Origin of the sequence: Morganella sp. Je.2.23, assembly GCF_051129855.1 — a bacterium.
In the GTDB taxonomy this organism is placed as follows: domain Bacteria; phylum Pseudomonadota; class Gammaproteobacteria; order Enterobacterales; family Enterobacteriaceae; genus Morganella; species Morganella sibonii.
The window spans coordinates 47576-63515 of sequence record NZ_JBCPSQ010000004.1; the positions used below are offsets into that span (position 1 = coordinate 47576).

The 15940-nt window shown below is 51.4% G+C and carries 18 protein-coding genes; 7 read left to right on the plus strand and 11 right to left on the minus strand.

The window, feature by feature from the left end; all coding sequences use genetic code 11:
• Positions 1-75: 75 nt before the first annotated feature.
• The 3 genes from AAZR23_RS14175 to kefG are packed head-to-tail and all read right to left on the minus strand — an operon-like array spanning position 76 to position 2683.
• Positions 76-279, minus strand: coding sequence for a YheV family putative zinc ribbon protein (locus AAZR23_RS14175; RefSeq protein ID WP_046894374.1), 204 nt, complete (start codon positions 277-279; stop codon positions 76-78).
• A gap of 3 nt (positions 280-282) precedes the next feature.
• Positions 283-2130, minus strand: a complete 1848-nt coding sequence (gene kefB, locus AAZR23_RS14180; RefSeq protein WP_166706864.1) for a glutathione-regulated potassium-efflux system protein KefB — start codon at positions 2128-2130, stop codon at positions 283-285.
• Complete coding sequence (gene kefG, locus AAZR23_RS14185) at positions 2117-2683, minus strand: glutathione-regulated potassium-efflux system ancillary protein KefG (protein ID WP_166706863.1); 567 nt, start codon at positions 2681-2683, stop codon at positions 2117-2119. Before kefG ends, kefB begins: the two co-directional genes overlap by 14 nt.
• A gap of 148 nt (positions 2684-2831) precedes the next feature.
• Here kefG and AAZR23_RS14190 point away from each other — a divergent pair, with 148 nt between their 5' ends.
• On the plus strand, positions 2832-4760 hold the full coding sequence (locus tag AAZR23_RS14190; protein WP_434693315.1) for an ABC transporter ATP-binding protein: 1929 nt from the start codon (positions 2832-2834) through the stop codon (positions 4758-4760).
• Between the two features lie 37 nt (positions 4761-4797).
• Here AAZR23_RS14190 and AAZR23_RS14195 read toward each other — a convergent pair whose 3' ends face one another.
• Positions 4798-5658 (minus strand): SIS domain-containing protein, encoded by an 861-nt coding sequence (locus tag AAZR23_RS14195; RefSeq protein WP_166706861.1) that lies wholly within the window; start codon positions 5656-5658, stop codon positions 4798-4800.
• A 265-nt stretch (positions 5659-5923) separates the two neighbouring features.
• Here AAZR23_RS14195 and murQ point away from each other — a divergent pair, with 265 nt between their 5' ends.
• Positions 5924-6835, plus strand: coding sequence for an N-acetylmuramic acid 6-phosphate etherase (gene murQ / locus AAZR23_RS14200; protein ID WP_230059689.1), 912 nt, complete (start codon positions 5924-5926; stop codon positions 6833-6835).
• Between the two features lie 15 nt (positions 6836-6850).
• Entirely contained in the window at positions 6851-8296 is a 1446-nt protein-coding gene (murP, locus tag AAZR23_RS14205; RefSeq protein ID WP_434693319.1) for a PTS N-acetylmuramic acid transporter subunit IIBC, read from the plus strand.
• Positions 8297-8366: 70 nt separating this feature from the next.
• Here the strand turns inward: murP and AAZR23_RS14210 are convergent, their stop codons facing one another.
• Together AAZR23_RS14210 and AAZR23_RS14215 are read right to left on the minus strand one after the other, a co-directional pair.
• Positions 8367-8720, minus strand: a complete 354-nt coding sequence (locus tag AAZR23_RS14210) for a type II toxin-antitoxin system HicB family antitoxin (protein WP_434693322.1) — start codon at positions 8718-8720, stop codon at positions 8367-8369.
• A 151-nt stretch (positions 8721-8871) separates the two neighbouring features.
• Positions 8872-9474 (minus strand): LysE family translocator, encoded by a 603-nt coding sequence (locus tag AAZR23_RS14215; protein WP_046891955.1) that lies wholly within the window; start codon positions 9472-9474, stop codon positions 8872-8874.
• A gap of 92 nt (positions 9475-9566) precedes the next feature.
• On the opposite strand from AAZR23_RS14215, the gene AAZR23_RS14220 reads away from it, so the two are divergent.
• From AAZR23_RS14220 to AAZR23_RS14230, 3 genes are read left to right on the plus strand one after another with little or no spacing between them, the layout of a single operon-like run.
• On the plus strand, positions 9567-10553 hold the full coding sequence (locus AAZR23_RS14220) for a hydrolase (protein WP_107679937.1): 987 nt from the start codon (positions 9567-9569) through the stop codon (positions 10551-10553).
• Positions 10550-10768, plus strand: a complete 219-nt coding sequence (locus AAZR23_RS14225; protein ID WP_046891934.1) for a YheU family protein — start codon at positions 10550-10552, stop codon at positions 10766-10768. Before AAZR23_RS14220 ends, AAZR23_RS14225 begins: the two co-directional genes overlap by 4 nt.
• Before the next feature lie 21 nt (positions 10769-10789).
• Positions 10790-11665: a phosphoribulokinase gene (locus AAZR23_RS14230; protein WP_046891933.1), complete on the plus strand. Its 876-nt coding sequence runs from the start codon at positions 10790-10792 to the stop codon at positions 11663-11665.
• Between the two features lie 63 nt (positions 11666-11728).
• Here the strand turns inward: AAZR23_RS14230 and AAZR23_RS14235 are convergent, their stop codons facing one another.
• Complete coding sequence (locus AAZR23_RS14235) at positions 11729-12136, minus strand: OsmC family protein (protein WP_015422409.1); 408 nt, start codon at positions 12134-12136, stop codon at positions 11729-11731.
• A gap of 303 nt (positions 12137-12439) precedes the next feature.
• On the opposite strand from AAZR23_RS14235, the gene crp reads away from it, so the two are divergent.
• Positions 12440-13072: a cAMP-activated global transcriptional regulator CRP gene (gene crp / locus AAZR23_RS14240; RefSeq protein ID WP_004240730.1), complete on the plus strand. Its 633-nt coding sequence runs from the start codon at positions 12440-12442 to the stop codon at positions 13070-13072.
• A gap of 66 nt (positions 13073-13138) precedes the next feature.
• Here the strand turns inward: crp and AAZR23_RS14245 are convergent, their stop codons facing one another.
• The 4 genes from AAZR23_RS14245 to AAZR23_RS14260 all read right to left on the minus strand — a co-directional run bounded on the left by AAZR23_RS14245 (position 13139) and on the right by AAZR23_RS14260 (position 15756).
• The gene (locus tag AAZR23_RS14245) at positions 13139-13285 is read right to left on the minus strand and encodes a hypothetical protein (protein WP_171819790.1); all 147 of its coding nucleotides are present in this window, start codon (positions 13283-13285) and stop codon (positions 13139-13141) included.
• Positions 13260-13748, minus strand: a complete 489-nt coding sequence (locus tag AAZR23_RS14250; protein WP_434693329.1) for a hypothetical protein — start codon at positions 13746-13748, stop codon at positions 13260-13262. Before AAZR23_RS14250 ends, AAZR23_RS14245 begins: the two co-directional genes overlap by 26 nt.
• Before the next feature lie 99 nt (positions 13749-13847).
• Positions 13848-15068, minus strand: a complete 1221-nt coding sequence (gene argD / locus AAZR23_RS14255) for a bifunctional acetylornithine/succinyldiaminopimelate transaminase (protein ID WP_434693330.1) — start codon at positions 15066-15068, stop codon at positions 13848-13850.
• 112 nt (positions 15069-15180) lie between these two features.
• The gene (locus AAZR23_RS14260) at positions 15181-15756 is read right to left on the minus strand and encodes an aminodeoxychorismate synthase component II (protein WP_004236520.1); all 576 of its coding nucleotides are present in this window, start codon (positions 15754-15756) and stop codon (positions 15181-15183) included.
• Positions 15757-15940: the final 184 nt, after the last annotated feature.

The following is a 15940-nucleotide window of genomic DNA, read 5'->3' on the forward strand; positions in this document are numbered from 1 at the left end:
TGTAACGGAATTTACAGCCACTGTATCTGTTTTGGGACAAATTCCCCCAAATTCTCTGTGAAAAACCGTTGCCTGTTATTCCCCCGGTGTAAAGATACCAATTACCTGTTCATCTTTACGTATATGCTGCTCCGCGGGTGCATCCGCCCGGCGCTCAAGATGGCCGCACTGCACGCACTGCACCACATCCACATTATCTTCACGCCACATTGCGAGTGTGTCCTGCGTCTGACATTCAGGGCATACCGCACCCGCAATAAACCGTTTCCGGTTACTCATTTTTCAGCTCCTGTCATCTGTCCGTCCGCTGCCCGGAGAGTCTTCCGTCAGGTTCCAGCTGTCCGGCAGATGTTTTTCCCGTTTCATTTCATTATCAAACAGATTTTCCAGCTCACGCCGCGCTTCTTTGACGCGGGAGATATGCGAGATTTCCTCTTCCGCCTGCGGAATCAGCTCACGCAGCAGCTGCATATCCAGCCTGCGGAATAACTGTTGTGCCCGGTGAGCTTCTGCCGGGTGTGTTCCCAGCCCGATCAGGGTTTTTCGTGCCAGTTCCAGAGCCGACGAGAACGTTTCGCGGCTGAACTGCGTCACGCCGTGCGTGAGCAGCTCATGCGCTTCCACCCTGCCCCGTGCGCGGGCAATGATTTGCAGGTGCGGGAAATGCTCCTGACACAACTGCACAATCGTCATGGTATCTTCCGGCTTATCACAGGTAATAACAATCACCTTTGCTGTCTCTGCCCCGGCAGAACGCAACAATGCGAGTCCGGTCGCATCCCCGTAATACACTTTATAACCGTAACGCCGCATGGCACTGACCGCACTGACATCTTTTTCCAGCACCGTCGGATGGATTTTGTTGGCCATCAGAAGGCGGCCGATGACCTGTCCCATCCGTCCGAAACCGACCAGAATCACATGCGGGTGATTATCTTCCACAAACGGCGTTTCACCCGTTCCCGGTTCAGCATTATTGTAACGGCGCGCCAGAATCATATCGATGCCCTGCATCAGCAGCGGCGTGGTCATCATGGAAAGAGTAACCACCACCAGCAGCAGTGCCATCTGGTGATCCGTGATAACACGGCTGGCCAGCGCCGCCGAGAACAGGACGAACGCAAATTCACCGCCCTGGCTGAGCACTCCGGCAAACTGTAAGCGCCCGCTGCGGCGGCAGGTAAGATGTGCCAGCAGATACAGCACCATCATTTTGACACTCACCAGCACAATCACACCCAGCAGGATTTGCGGCAGATACTGCCACAGCACGCCGATATTCAGCGACATGCCGACAGAAATGAAGAACATTCCCAGCAGCAGCCCTTTGAACGGCTCGATGGTGATCTCCAGCTCATGGCGGTATTCCGTATCCGCCAGCATCACACCCGCAATAAACGTCCCGAGCGCCATGGAGAACCCGAGCTGCTCCATAAACACCGCGGAGCCGATCACCACCAGCAGTGAGGCTGCGGTAAAAACTTCACTGACCCCGGATTTCACCACCAGCCGGAACAGCGGCCGCAGCAGATAGCGCCCGCCAATCAGTAGTCCGGCGAAAGCCAGAATTTTGATACCGATACGATACCAGTCACTGCCCGCAGTTTCCCCGCCCAGCAGCGGGATCACCGCGAGAATCGGGATCACCGCCATATCCTGAAACAGCAGTACAGAAAATCCCATCTGGCCGCTGTCGTTGTTGGTCATGCCCTTTTCATCCATCAGCTGTAATGCCATCGCGGTGGAGGACATCGCCAGCCCCAGCCCGCCGACAACGGCCGCCTGCCAGGAAAAATCAGTCAGCCAGAGCAGTATCCCGAGGATCAGTGCGGAAAACACCACCTGGGCGGTTCCGGTACCGAAAATAGATCGCCGCAGTTTCCATAACTCACGCGGATTCAGTTCCAGCCCGATCAGAAACATCAGGAACACCACCCCCAGTTCGGAGAAGTGCAGCAATTCATTGACGTTTTTGATAAATCCCAGCCCCCACGGGCCGATAGCAATCCCCGCCAGCAGATACCCCAGTACCGCACCGATGCGCAACCGCTGCGCCACCGGCACCATCACCACGGCCGCCGCAAGAAAAACAATACCTGCATGCAGCAGGTTGCCGTCAGCTGGCTCCATAAGTACGTCCTCCGGTCAGTTGTGGTTCCCGCAGCCAGTCACAATAAGCCTGCGCCTGTTCATGCAGCATCGCTTTCCCCTGACGGCGCGCGGCATACAGGATCACCGGCGCCAGCCAGTGCATTTCACACAGTGCTGCGGTCAGTTCAAAGGGGCGCAGTAATTCACTGAGCGGAAAGCGATTATAACCGCCGTGCCGGTATGCTTCGGCAGGTTCTCCGGTGGTGATCACCTGCCGCCAGTATTTGCCCGACAGCTGTCTGCCGCCCTGCTCACCGGAGAAATCACGGGTCAGCACGCGGTCAAACCACTCTTTCAGCAGTGCGGGACAGCTGTAGGTATACAACGGGTGCTGAAACACAATGATGTCATGCTGCCGCAGCAGCTCCTGCTCATGCCGGATATCGATAAAAAAGTCCGGATAAGTGCCGTACAGGTCGTGCACCGTGACATGCCCGAGTTCCGACGCCGCAGAGATAAGCGCCTTATTGGCGATGGAGTGATGCGGTTCCGGATGCGCGTAAATCAGTAATATGGTCGGATTATTTATCATCACTTCCTCTTAAAAACGTGAGAATCTTTGCGATTTTCGCTACTATGCCCGCTGCAACGATACTCCTCGCCTGCTGACGGGTGATTTGCTGCTGACAACGCACGAATTACATTAATTTTACTCTCAATTACTTACCCTATCGATATTTATGATTGTTTTCTCTTCACTTCAGGTCCGCCGCGGCGTCCGTGTTCTGCTCGACAACGCAACGGCCACCATCAATCCGGGCCAGAAAGTCGGCCTGGTGGGAAAAAACGGCTGTGGTAAATCCACTCTGCTGGCACTGCTCAAAGGCGAATTACAGGCCGAAGCAGGCAGTGTGACGTTTCCGGGAAACTGGTCCATGGCCTGGGTCAACCAGGAAACACCGGCACTGGATGAACCGGCGATTGAGTATGTCATTGACGGTGACCGTGAATTCCGTGAGCTTGAGGCAAAATTACAGCAGGCGAATGAACAGAATGACGGCCATGCAATTGCCGTGATCCACGGCCAGCTCGATACCCTCGATGCCTGGACCATCCGTTCCCGTGCCGCCACACTGCTGCACGGGCTGGGATTCTCGCAGGAACAGCTGGAAACTCCGGTGCGGGCTTTCTCCGGGGGCTGGCGGATGCGTCTGAACCTGGCACAGGCACTGATTTGCCGCTCAGATCTGCTGCTGCTCGATGAACCGACCAACCACCTGGATCTCGATGCCGTGATCTGGCTGGAAAAATGGCTGAAAAGCTATCCCGGCACCCTGATCCTGATCTCCCATGACCGCGATTTCCTCGATCCGATCATCGATAAAGTGCTGCATATTGAACAGAACGGCCTGTTTGAATACACCGGCAACTATTCCTCCTTTGAAGTGCAGCGCGCCGAAAAAATGGCACAGCAGCAGGCTCAGTATGAAAGCCAGCAGTTACGCCGCGCACATCTGCAAAAATATGTGGATCGCTTCCGCGCCCAGGCCACCAAAGCCAAACAGGCACAGAGCCGCCTGAAAATGCTGGAACGCATGGAACTGATCGCCCCGGCCCTGGCGGATAACCCGTTCCGTTTCAGCTTCCGCCCGCCTGAAGTGCTGCCGAACCCGCTGCTGAAAATGGAAAAAGTCAGCGCCGGATACGGAGAGAAAGTGGTGCTGGACAATATCAAACTGAACCTGGTGCCCGGTTCACGTATCGGCCTGCTGGGACGTAACGGTGCGGGTAAATCCACCCTGATAAAAATGCTTGCCGGTGAACTGGAGCCGTTGCAGGGTAAAATTGGTCTCGCAAAAGGGATTAAACTGGGGTATTTCGCCCAGCATCAGCTGGAATTTTTACGGGCGGATGAATCCCCGTTACAGCATATGGTGCGCCTGGCGCCGGATCAGACAGAACAGCAGCTGCGTGATTATCTCGGCGGTTATGGTTTCAAAGGTGATCAGGTGACCGATAACACCGGCCGTTTCTCCGGCGGAGAAAAAGCGCGTCTGGTGCTGGCAATGATTATCTGGCAGCGTCCGAATCTTCTGCTGCTCGATGAACCGACCAACCACCTGGATCTCGATATGCGTCAGGCACTGACTGAAGCACTGATCGAATTTGAGGGCGCGATCGTCGTGGTTTCCCACGATCGTCACCTGCTGCGATCCACTACCGATGATCTGTATCTGGTACATGATGGTCAGGTCGAACCTTTTGACGGTGATCTGGACGACTATCAGCGCTGGCTGGCAGACAGCCAGAAACAGATGCGTCAAAATACAGAACCGGCAGCGGAAAACGGTGAGGAAAAAAATACCGTCACCGCACAGGATCGCAAAGAGCAGAAACGCCGTGAAGCGGAATTCCGCCAGCAGACTCAGCCGCTGCGCAAAGAATCGGAAAAACTGGAAAAAACCATGAGCCGGTTATCAGATGCCATTGCCGCAGTTGAGGAAAAACTCGGTGACAGCGGCCTGTATGATCAGTCCCGCAAAGCAGAGCTGAACACCTGCCTTCAGGAACAGGTGCAGTTCAAAGCTGAACTGGAAGAGGCGGAAATGGCCTGGATGGATATTCAGGAAAACCTCGAAGCCATGACACAGGCGTTTGAAAATCAGTAAGTAATGAAGAGCGGCAGATGCCGCTCTCTTTACCTTATCAGCCGTCCAGGCTGTTAATCATGGTGCGGGCATTAATCACCAGTTGCCGGGCCTGTTCTTCCCGCCGCTGTAACAGCGCCATAAACAGCAGATCCGTCACCGTATTCTGTGCTGTCCGTGAGGAAATGGACGAACTGCGCCACTCATTTTCCTCCGCGACCGTTTCCAGCACATAATCCGCCATTTTCGCCAGCGGTGACTGACGGTTGCCGGTAATCGCAATCAGCGTGGCATCCTGTTTTTTCGCCGTGGCTGCGGTGACCAGCATATCCTTGCGCTTGCCGCTGAATGACAACACCACCAGCACATCCTTTTCGGTCAGTGTCTGGGAAAAGGCGATCTGGATATGGTGATCCGCTTCCGCCAGTGTCATCAGCCCGATTTTCTGGAGCTTATAGGCCAGGTCTTTCGCCGTCAGCCCGGAGCCGCCGATACCGGCAACCTGAATGCAGCGGGCATGATCCAGACACGCGACAATCTCTGCCATCTGTTCAAAATCGATCCGTCGTGTGGTTTCCGTAATGGAATGCTGTTTTTCCTGCGCCAGTTTCTGGGCAATCACCAGCAGCGGGTCATGTGCCTCTATCCGGTTATGCAGCGCCTGCTGCTGATTGGCCGCCAGTACCCGGTTACGGCCAATCTCTTCACTGATAGCCACCTTCAGTGCCGGAAAACCCTTAAATCCCATTTTCTGACTAAACTTCACAATAGCAGACTGACTCACCCCCACCCGCTCAGCCAGTACCTGAGAGGAGAGTGTTACCGTCTCTTCCGGCTGTGCCAGGATAAAATCAGCAATATGCTGCTGATTCGCCGCCAGCTCTGCTTTTGCCCAGCTGATTTTTGTCAGGATCGCCATGCGTGTCTGTTTTCCTTATCCGGATAATAAAAAAGGAATAAATTATTTCAAAAATTAATGCCGAATTATTCCTGATAAACAACGGCTCTGAATAATAAAAAATACATTTATATTCAATGCAATACTTAAAAATAAAAGATGGCGGGATACAGAAATATTCCTGCTATACCATCATAGTTGAATAGATCGCTCTGTGATAACTCTCACATAAAAAGAATAATTAATTCTCTAGCATGCCGATTATATCTTATACAAAGGATCACGCATGAAGATTGACTTAACCTCTATGATTACCGAGAGCCGCAACCCGGCCAGCGCGGATATCGACAGTCTGCCGACATTGGATATGCTGCGGGTGATTAACCGAGAAGACCAGACCGTCGCGCTTGCCGTGGAAAAAACCCTGCCGCAGGTGGCACAGGTCGTGGATGCAGTCGCGCAGGCATTCCGCTGCGGCGGACGGCTGATTTATATGGGTGCGGGCACCTCCGGCCGCCTCGGGATACTGGATGCCAGTGAATGCCCGCCGACCTTCGGCACCCCGGCTGAGCAGGTGGTCGGTCTGATTGCCGGCGGTCATAAAGCCATTCTGAAAGCCGTTGAAAATGCAGAGGATAACCGCGAACTGGCCGTGAGTGATCTGAAAGCGCTGAATTTCAGTGAGAAAGATGTACTGGTCGGGATCGCCGCCAGCGGCCGCACCCCTTATGTACTGGGCGGCATGGAATACGCACTGTCCCTCGGCGCAACAGTTGCCGCCGTCAGCTGCAACCCGGACAGTGAAATGAGCCGCCTGGCCGGTATCGCCATCACACCGGTGGTCGGTCCGGAAGTGATCACCGGTTCCTCCCGTATGAAAGCCGGGACCGCCCAGAAACTGATACTCAATATGATCACCACCGGAGCGATGATCCGCTCGGGGAAAGTGTACGGCAACCTGATGGCGGACGTGGAAGCAACCAACGCCAAACTGGTTGAGCGGCAAAAACGTATTGTGATGGCCGCAACGGAATGTGACAGAGCGACCGCAGAACAGGCACTTACCGCCTGTGACGGACACTGCAAAACCGCCATCGTGATGATCCTGGCACAGCTGAGTGCCGGTGACGCCAAAGCCCTGCTGGCACAGCATCAGGGGTTTATCCGTGACGCGCTGACCGGTGCGGCACACTCTTAACGCAAGGTAATCACCATGGCCAAAATCAGTCAGTCAACCATCATACAGATTCTGGATGCCATCGGCGGTCCGGGTAACGTGGCGCAGAGCGGAAACTGTATGACCCGCCTGCGTCTGACACTGCACAACACACAGCTGGCGGATAAAATCGCCATCAAAAAAATTGAGGGCGTGCTGGGTGTGATTGAAAGTGATGAGCAGTTCCAGATTGTGCTGGGACCGGGAAAAGCACAAACCGCAGCAGAACTGATGCAGAAACATCTCGATGACTATGTTCCCGGCAGTCAACCGGACAGCCGCAGTCTGAAAGAGATTGCCGCCGATCAGAAACAGCATCTGAAAGAGAAACAAACGAACCCGGTACAACGTTTTCTTGCCAAATTTGCCACGATTTTTACCCCGCTTATTCCGGGTTTTATCGGCGTGGGTCTGCTGCTCGGCTTTGCCACATTGTTTGAATCGCTCTGGGTCACCGGTAATCCGTCCCCGAACAGCACGCTGGTTGAAGTGCTCAGTTACATGAAGGTCTTCGGCAAGGGGCTGTTTACCTTTATGGGGATACTGATTGGTTATAACGCACAGAAAGCTTTCGGCGGTTCCGGCGTCAATGGCGCAATTATCGCGGCGCTGTTTATCCTTGGTTATGATCCGCAGGCAACCAAAGGTTTCTACTCCGGTATGGAAACCTTTTTCGGCCATGGTATTGATCCGCGCGGTAACATCATCGGTATTCTGATCGCCACCATCACCGGCGCATGGGTGGAGCGGCAGGTACGGCGCTTTATTCCGGCAAACCTGGATATCATTCTGACATCCGCCATCACCCTGCTGATTATGGGTGCACTAACCTTTATTGTGATTATGCCGATCGGCGTCTGGCTGTTTGACGGCATGTCATGGCTGTTTATGCACCTCAACGCCAATCCGTTCGGTGCTGCAGTTCTCGCCGGTCTGTTCCTGATTGCGGTGATGTTCGGTATCCATCAGGGTTTTATCCCGGTGTATACCGCACTGGTCGGCACTCAGGGTTTTAACTCCCTGTTCCCGATCCTTGCCATGGCGGGTGCCGGTCAGGTCGGTGCGGCACTGGCACTGTATATCCGCGCTAAAAAAGACTCGGTTCTGCGTAATCAGATCCGCGGGGCGATTATCCCGGGTTTCCTCGGCATCGGCGAACCGCTGATCTACGGCGTGACCCTGCCGCGCGTGAAACCGTTTATTACCGCCTGTTTCGGCGGTGCGGCGGGCGGGTTCTTTATCGGACTGATTGCCTGGTTCGGCTATCCGGTCGGGCTGAATACGGTTTTCGGACCATCGGGAATTATCGCGATTCCGGTCATGACATCCGACAGCGGTATCTTCATGGGGATGGCGGTCTATACCGGCGGGTTGCTCGTCGCCTATCTGGCCGGATTCCTGCTTACCCTGCTGTTCGGCAGTAAGAATGTGGATTTAAGCTGATTTCACTGTAGTGATACAAAAACAGACCGCAATGCGGTCTGTTTTTCATGATTATTCAAACAGGATAAAATCAGCGGGAAATAAGTGCCTGCTCCGGTAACTGAACAATAAACTGATTTTTTGAGATCGAATTCGCTGTTGTGGCAGCATTCAGCCGCGCCTCAAGCCAGCCCGGATAACGCAGCGTAAAGGCCTTTAATTTATCAGTCTCTTTAAAAGGCTCAATGCCTTCTTCAGTACAAGATTGTATAAACTCCGCCAGAGACACTGCACCTTCTTTTTTCAGGCCTTCAATGCTGTCAGATACAAAATCGCAATACCCGTTTACATCCAAAAACTTACCGCGGAATGCCTTAATTTCATCCTCATAAGTTACGGATGCAGGGTGACCTTTGATAGTCATGATATTTGTGCTCTTAATCATTACTTATCCTGCCGGTATCATTCAATGATATCACTCTATGCAGGAGTAGCATGACGTCAACTCATGATATCACATGAAATAGTGAGGCAGATTATTGTGAGCCATTTTTCATTCAGCTTCTGTTTTTGTTCCGCAGGTTATATTATGTCGGCTATTCAAGCCAGATGAGCGGCACACAGGCGGCGGTGAGTAACCCCATCACAATGTTGAAGGTGAACCAGGTATTGCGGCTGCGCAGAAAACGGCCGATAAAGGCACCGAATCCGATCCAGATAAACCCGGCAACCAGATTCACTGAGACCATCACGATACTCATCACCCCGACAGACAGCATATAGGCGTCACCGCTCAGGCTGTAACTGCCGACAGCGCCCAGTCCCATCAGCCAGGCCTTGGGATTGATAAACTGTAACAGCGCGCCCTGATACCAGGTAACGGCTTTACTGACCTGAGGTTCATTAAGAGGCTGATAAGGTGCGGTGGCCAGTTTTTTGGCAAGCCACAGAAGGTAAAGACTGCCTGCAATTTTCATAGCAGTATGCAATTTCGGATAAATAAGTAAAATAGCCGCAACGCCAAAGGCGGAAAGGTATAATACCGTCTGCATACCGAGCATAATACCGGCCATCAGCACCAGTGTGCGGCGGAAACCGTACTGCGCACCGGAGGCAGTCAGCAGCAGATTATTAGGCCCCGGCGTGACTGCCGCAATAAACATAAAAACAGAAAGTGAGATAAAAAGGTGTGCAGTCATGAATAATCCGGCAACATGGTCATTTCCTTTACCGGAAATTACCAGCATGTTTTTCATTAAACAAGAGACGTTTTTTCATTACGAACCAAACTATGTCTAGTCATTTTCAACCGATTTCCTGGGCAACGAATCCGCACCTGCAAACACTGCTGCCCCGGATTTTCCGCCGGAAACCGGCGATAAAACCATTCTGGCAGCGCCTGACGCTGCCGGATAATGATTTTATTGATCTTGCATGGAGCGAAGACCCGGATACCGCACGCCACAAACCACGCCTGGTCATTTTTCACGGCCTGGAGGGCAGCTTCCGCAGCCCTTATGCGCACGGTATCCTGGCAGCCGCCGCCCGTCAGGGCTGGCTGGGCGTTGTCATGCATTTTCGCGGCTGCAGCGGCGAGCCGAACCGATCGAAACGGATTTACCACTCCGGGGAAACCGGTGATGCCCGTTATATGCTGAAGTGGCTGCAGGATACCTACGGCAAAGTGCCGACCGGTGCGGTCGGTTATTCACTCGGCGGCAATATGCTGGCCTGTTATCTCGCCGAGGAAGGTGAAAATGCAGCGGTGGATGCAGGTATTATAGTTTCTGCCCCGCTGATGCTGGAACCCTGCTCCTTCAAAATGGAAAAAGGGTTTTCCCGTTTTTATCAGTGGTATCTGCTTAAAGGACTGAAACGCAATGCCACCCGCAAGCTGGTACGCTACCCGAATTCGCTGCCGACAAATCTGCTGCATATCCGTGCAATTAAACGTATCCGGGAATTTGATGACATTATCACCTCGCGCATCCACGGATTCCGGGATGCCTCTGATTACTACCGCCGGTGCAGCGCCCTGCCGAAACTCCCGGCCGTACGTAAGCCGATGCTGATCATCCACGCCAAAGATGATCCCTTTATGGCTCAGGAAGTGGTGCCGGATCTGTCACAGCTGCCGCCATGTGTGGAATATCAGATGACCGAACACGGCGGTCATGTCGGCTTTGTGACCGGCAGCTGGCGCCGCCCGCGCTTATGGCTGGAAGAACGCATTCCTGAATGGCTGGCACCGCATCTGACCGCGAAGGAGACAGAATGATTATTCCCTGGCAGGATATCGCGCCGGAAACACTGGAAAGTATCCTGGAAAGTGTGGTGCTGCGCGAAGGCACCGATTACGGCGAACATGAAAAATCACTCAGTGATAAAGTGGCGGATCTTTACACGCAACTCAAAAACGGCGACATTGTGATCGTCTGGTCGGAATTACACGAAACACTCAACATCATGCCGTCGGCAGAATTCCGCGGCTGATTCAGCCGGAGGAAATGCCGCATGTCACGGACCCACCCGATTATCGCCGTTACCGGCTCCAGCGGAGCCGGTACCACTACCACCAGTCAGGCTTTCCGTAAGATTTTCCAGCAGCTGGATGCGGTTCCGGCCATTATTGAGGGTGACAGTTTCCACCGTTACACACGGCCGGAAATGGATGCCGCCATCCGTAAAGCCCGCGAACAGGGGCGTCATATCAGCTATTTCGGGCCGGAAGCCAATGACTTTGCCCTTCTCGAAAGTACATTCCGTCAGTACAGTGAAAACGGCAGCGGTGAGCGCCGTAAGTACCTGCATACTTATGATGAAGCAGTGCCCTATAACCAGCTGCCCGGCACCTTTACCCCCCGCGAGGCACTGCCTGCCGGTACAGACGTGCTTTTCTATGAGGGTCTTCACGGCGGCGTGGTCACACCGGAACATAATATTGCCGGACATGTGGATTTGCTGGTCGGCGTAGTGCCGATAGTCAACCTGGAGTGGATACAGAAGTTAGTCCGCGACACCAGCGATCGCGGGCATTCGCGGGAGGCGGTGATGGATTCTGTCGTGCGTTCGATGGATGATTACATCCGCTATATCACCCCGCAGTTTTCCCGCACCCACATTAACTTCCAGCGGGTGCCGACGGTGGATACCTCGAATCCGTTTTCGGCCAAATCCATTCCGTCACAGGACGAAAGCTTTACCGTGATCCGCTTCCGCGGCCTGAAAAAAATCGATTTTCCCTATTTGTTATCCATGCTTCAGGGGTCGTTTATTTCCGCCTCAAATACGATTGTTGTACCCGGCGGCAAATTAGGACTGGCAATGGAATTAATAATGGCGCCCCTGGCAGAGCAATTATTACAGGGAAAACAAATAAACAAGCGATAAAAAAACCGGGTAATAATGTATTACCCGGTTTATGTTCAAAAATAAAAATAATCTTTCAAAAAATTATTCAATATTTTTCACTTCAAAACTATGTGTAATGTTAACACTTTCACCTAACATTAATGAAACAGAACAATATTTTTCAGCGGATAATTGCACGGCACGTCCGACAACGTTTTCTGTCAGGTCACGGCCGGTTACAATAAAATGCAGATTGATGTGAGTGAATAAACGCGGCGCGGTTTCACGACGTTCAGCAGTAAGTTTTACATCACAATCAATGACTTGATTACGGCCTTTTTGCAAAATAGAGACGACATCAATGGCGCTGCAGCCGCCGGTTGCCATCAGTACCATCTCCATCGGGTTCGGGGCTTTTTCACCGGCATTACCGTCCATCGTAATCTGGTGTCCTGACGCGGATTCCCCTAAGAAAGTCATGTTCTCAACCCACTTTACACGCGCTTCCATTTTTATACCCTCATCATCAATATAATTCACGACAGACTACCCTTTCATTCACGGGCTGGCAATCTATCTCATAGTTTATTATGCTGAAGCGAGACAGTGGAAGACAGGACTGTTTTCCTGTGCTAAAAACACGGCAAGGATTTATCTATGGCTAAGATCAATATCTTTCCGTGTGGATTATTATACTATTTTAATAAACTAACTTGCCGGAAATTCAGCAAGTTAATATGATAAGCTAAGACTTTATATAATTGCAGAGCGTAAACAACGGTTTGCAATAACTAACAACAGAGGATAACGCGAATGGTTCTCGGCAAGCCACAAACAGACCCCACGCTTGAATGGTTTTTGTCTCACTGCCATATCCACAAATATCCATCCAAAAGCACGCTTATTCATCAGGGCGAAAAGGCAGAAACACTCTACTACATTGTAAAAGGTTCTGTTGCGGTACTGATCAAAGATGAAGAAGGCAAAGAGATGATTTTATCCTATCTCAATCAGGGTGATTTCATCGGTGAACTCGGATTATTTGAGGAAGGTCAGGAACGTACGGCGTGGGTACGGGCAAAAAGCGCCTGCGAAGTTGCAGAAATCTCGTACAAAAAGTTCCGCCAGCTTATCCAGGTTAACCCGGATATCCTTATGCGCCTTTCCGCGCAGATGGCAAGCCGCCTGCAAACCACATCAGAAAAGGTCGGAAACCTTGCATTCCTTGATGTGACAGGCCGCATCGCCCAGACATTACTGAACCTGGCAAAACAGCCGGATGCGATGACGCACCCGGACGGTATGCAAATCAAAATTACCCGTCAGGAAATCGGCCAGATTGTGGGATGTTCCCGCGAAACAGTCGGCCGTATTCTGAAGATGCTGGAAGATCAGAACCTGATCTCCGCACACGGTAAAACCATCGTGGTATACGGCACCCGTTAATCCGGACAGCCTTTATCACCAAAACAGGCGCAATTGCGCCTGTTTTTCTTTTCTTAATCATCGTGATTACTGAAGAATATCCGCCCTGCGGTATCGCAGCTTTCTTTCACGGCAGGCTTGATCAAAGGATGCTTTCAACTGACGCATTGCTGCTGTTTTACGCTCTGCAATGTTCATTTTTTTTATCTCAGAAATGTCGTGTTTTAAGTACATACCCTTTACCTCCTTCACCAAGACCAGCCTTTATTTCAGATAGTACGTTATCATGCCTGAGCTGTAAAATTCTATCATAGTAACGTTTTAGCTTATCATTCTCAGCAATCATGAAATACACCTTTGCAGAATATTGATAATAATGGCGTATCACAATATGTTGCAGGGCAACCGCTAAGTCCTGAACAAATCCATAACGCCGCGAGCCCATTCCTCTTTCAGGTACCTGATAGAACGTTGAATTCAAAAAGTTATCTTCACGATCAAATTTCAGGTCATAGCATCGTTCAGGAAGCCTGAAACCCGCCTCTGAACTTCTGAACGCCAAATATTCAGCATCAGTAATATCGATCGGGCTAAAAAGAACAACAAAATCAAACGAGTCAACAGAAAAACGATAAAGATGAACATAAAAGCTGCCATGAAGAAATTCTTCAAATTTGCCTGAAAGCCGGATTGTCATTATTTTACTGAGAGCAGATAAACATCCGGCAAACTTATCATGACAAAAACAATAATAAAATATACAAATCAGTTAGTTAAATACGTTAATGCGGTGAAATCACTGCATTTCCCGGAAGTCATTCAGGGTTTTTGCCAGTCGTTTCATCCCCTCATCCACATCGGCTTTTTCAATAATCAGCGACGGCGTAAAACGCAGAACATTGGTGCCGGCATTCAGCAGCATCAGGCCATTTTTGGCCGCGAGTCCCAGCAGTGTTTTTGACTGATCGCGGAAGATACCTGTCAGTTCGGCACCTATCAGCAACCCTTTACCGCGGATTTCCGCAAACGCGCCAAATGTGCTGTTCAGGGATTGCAGAGCATCAGCAAACCACCGGTGACGTTCATCCACTCCCGCCAGCAGCGCCGGGTCATTAATCAGATCAAAGGCGGCATTGCCGACAGCGCAGGCCAGCGGATTGCCGCCATAGGTGGTACCGTGGGTACCGGGCACCATGACCTGAGCTATCTCCTGTTTTGTCAGCATCGCACTGATCGGAAAACCACCGCCCAGCGCTTTCGCAGTGGTCAGAATATCCGGCTCAATGCCGTAATCCATATAGGCAAACAGTTTTCCGCTGCGCCCCATCCCGCTCTGCACTTCATCAAAGATCAGCAATGCCTGATGTTTATCACACAGATCACGCACTTCCTGCATAAAAGCAGGAGTGGCAGGCGTGATCCCCCCCTCACCCTGGATAGGTTCCAGAACCACGGCACAGGTGTGATCGTCCATCACCGCTTTGACAGCATCGGGATCGTTGAAAGGTACATGAATAATATCTGCCGGTTTCGGCCCGAAGCCATCGGCATATTTTGGCTGACCGCCGACAGAAACAGTGAAAAATGTCCGGCCGTGGAAGCCATGGTGAAAAGCAATAATCTTGGTTTTATAAGGATGATGACGGGTCAGTGCATAATGACGTGCCAGTTTGAATGCGGCTTCATTCGCCTCCGCGCCGGAGTTGGCAAAGAAAACCCGTTCCGCGAACGTGTGTTTTATCAGCTTTTGCGCCAGTGTCAGTGCCGGTTCATTGGTAAAAATATTGCTGACATGCCAGAGTGACTCACTCTGGGTTTTCAGCGCAGCGACCAGCGCCGGATGACAATGCCCCAGTGCCAGTACGGCAATACCACCGGCAAAATCGACATATTCGGTGCCGTTCTGATCCCATACACGGCTTCCCTGTCCTCTGACAGGAATAAAATCAGCCGGTGCATAAATTGGCAGCATTACTTCATCATAAGTGCCGCGCGTTACCGCATTCTGTTTTGTCATCGTTCCTTACCTGATCTACCCACAAGTGAAAATATAATCACCAAATATGAATAAAAAATCAAATTAAAACGAATGAAAAAACAGAACCGGGGATAAAATAATCGATAACTAATTAGTATTTCAGGAAATTATTCAGGAGTTCATGCCCCTGTTCACTGAGAATACTTTCCGGATGGAATTGTACACCTTCAATCGGCAGGGTTTTATGGCGGATACCCATGATTTCATCCACATTACCGTCGTGCAGGCTCCATGCCGTGACTTCAAAAGAGGCCGGCAGTGTTTCCGGGGCAATTACCAGTGAATGATAGCGGGTGACGGTCAGCGGACGGTTCAGCCCTTTGAACACCCCCTGCTGATTATGATGGATTGCGGTGGTTTTGCCGTGCATGACTTTACGTGCCTTCACCACCTGTGCGCCAAACGCCTGACCGATAGCCTGATGCCCGAGGCAAACCCCGAGGATCGGAATCTCACCGGCGAAATGACTGACGGCATCCAGTGAAATACCGGCTTCAGACGGCGTACAGGGACCCGGTGAGATCACCAGGTGAGACGGCGATAATTGCTCAATATCACTGAGGCTGACAGCATCATTTCGTTTAACCTGTACATCTGCACCTAACTCACAGAAGTATTGATACAGGTTATAAGTAAATGAGTCATAATTATCGATAATTAATAGCATGATTAATCTATATCCAACTGATATATTTATCTTTTTTATTTTCAAACTGCTGTGTCAGGCACACGTTGACAGCGCCCGGCAACCACAGGGGATTGCACAGTCAGCTTCATGAAGCGGGCTATAATACCACAGCCGGACAGAGAAAATAGCCCGAATGCGGCATGGTACCGCAGAGGCAGATATC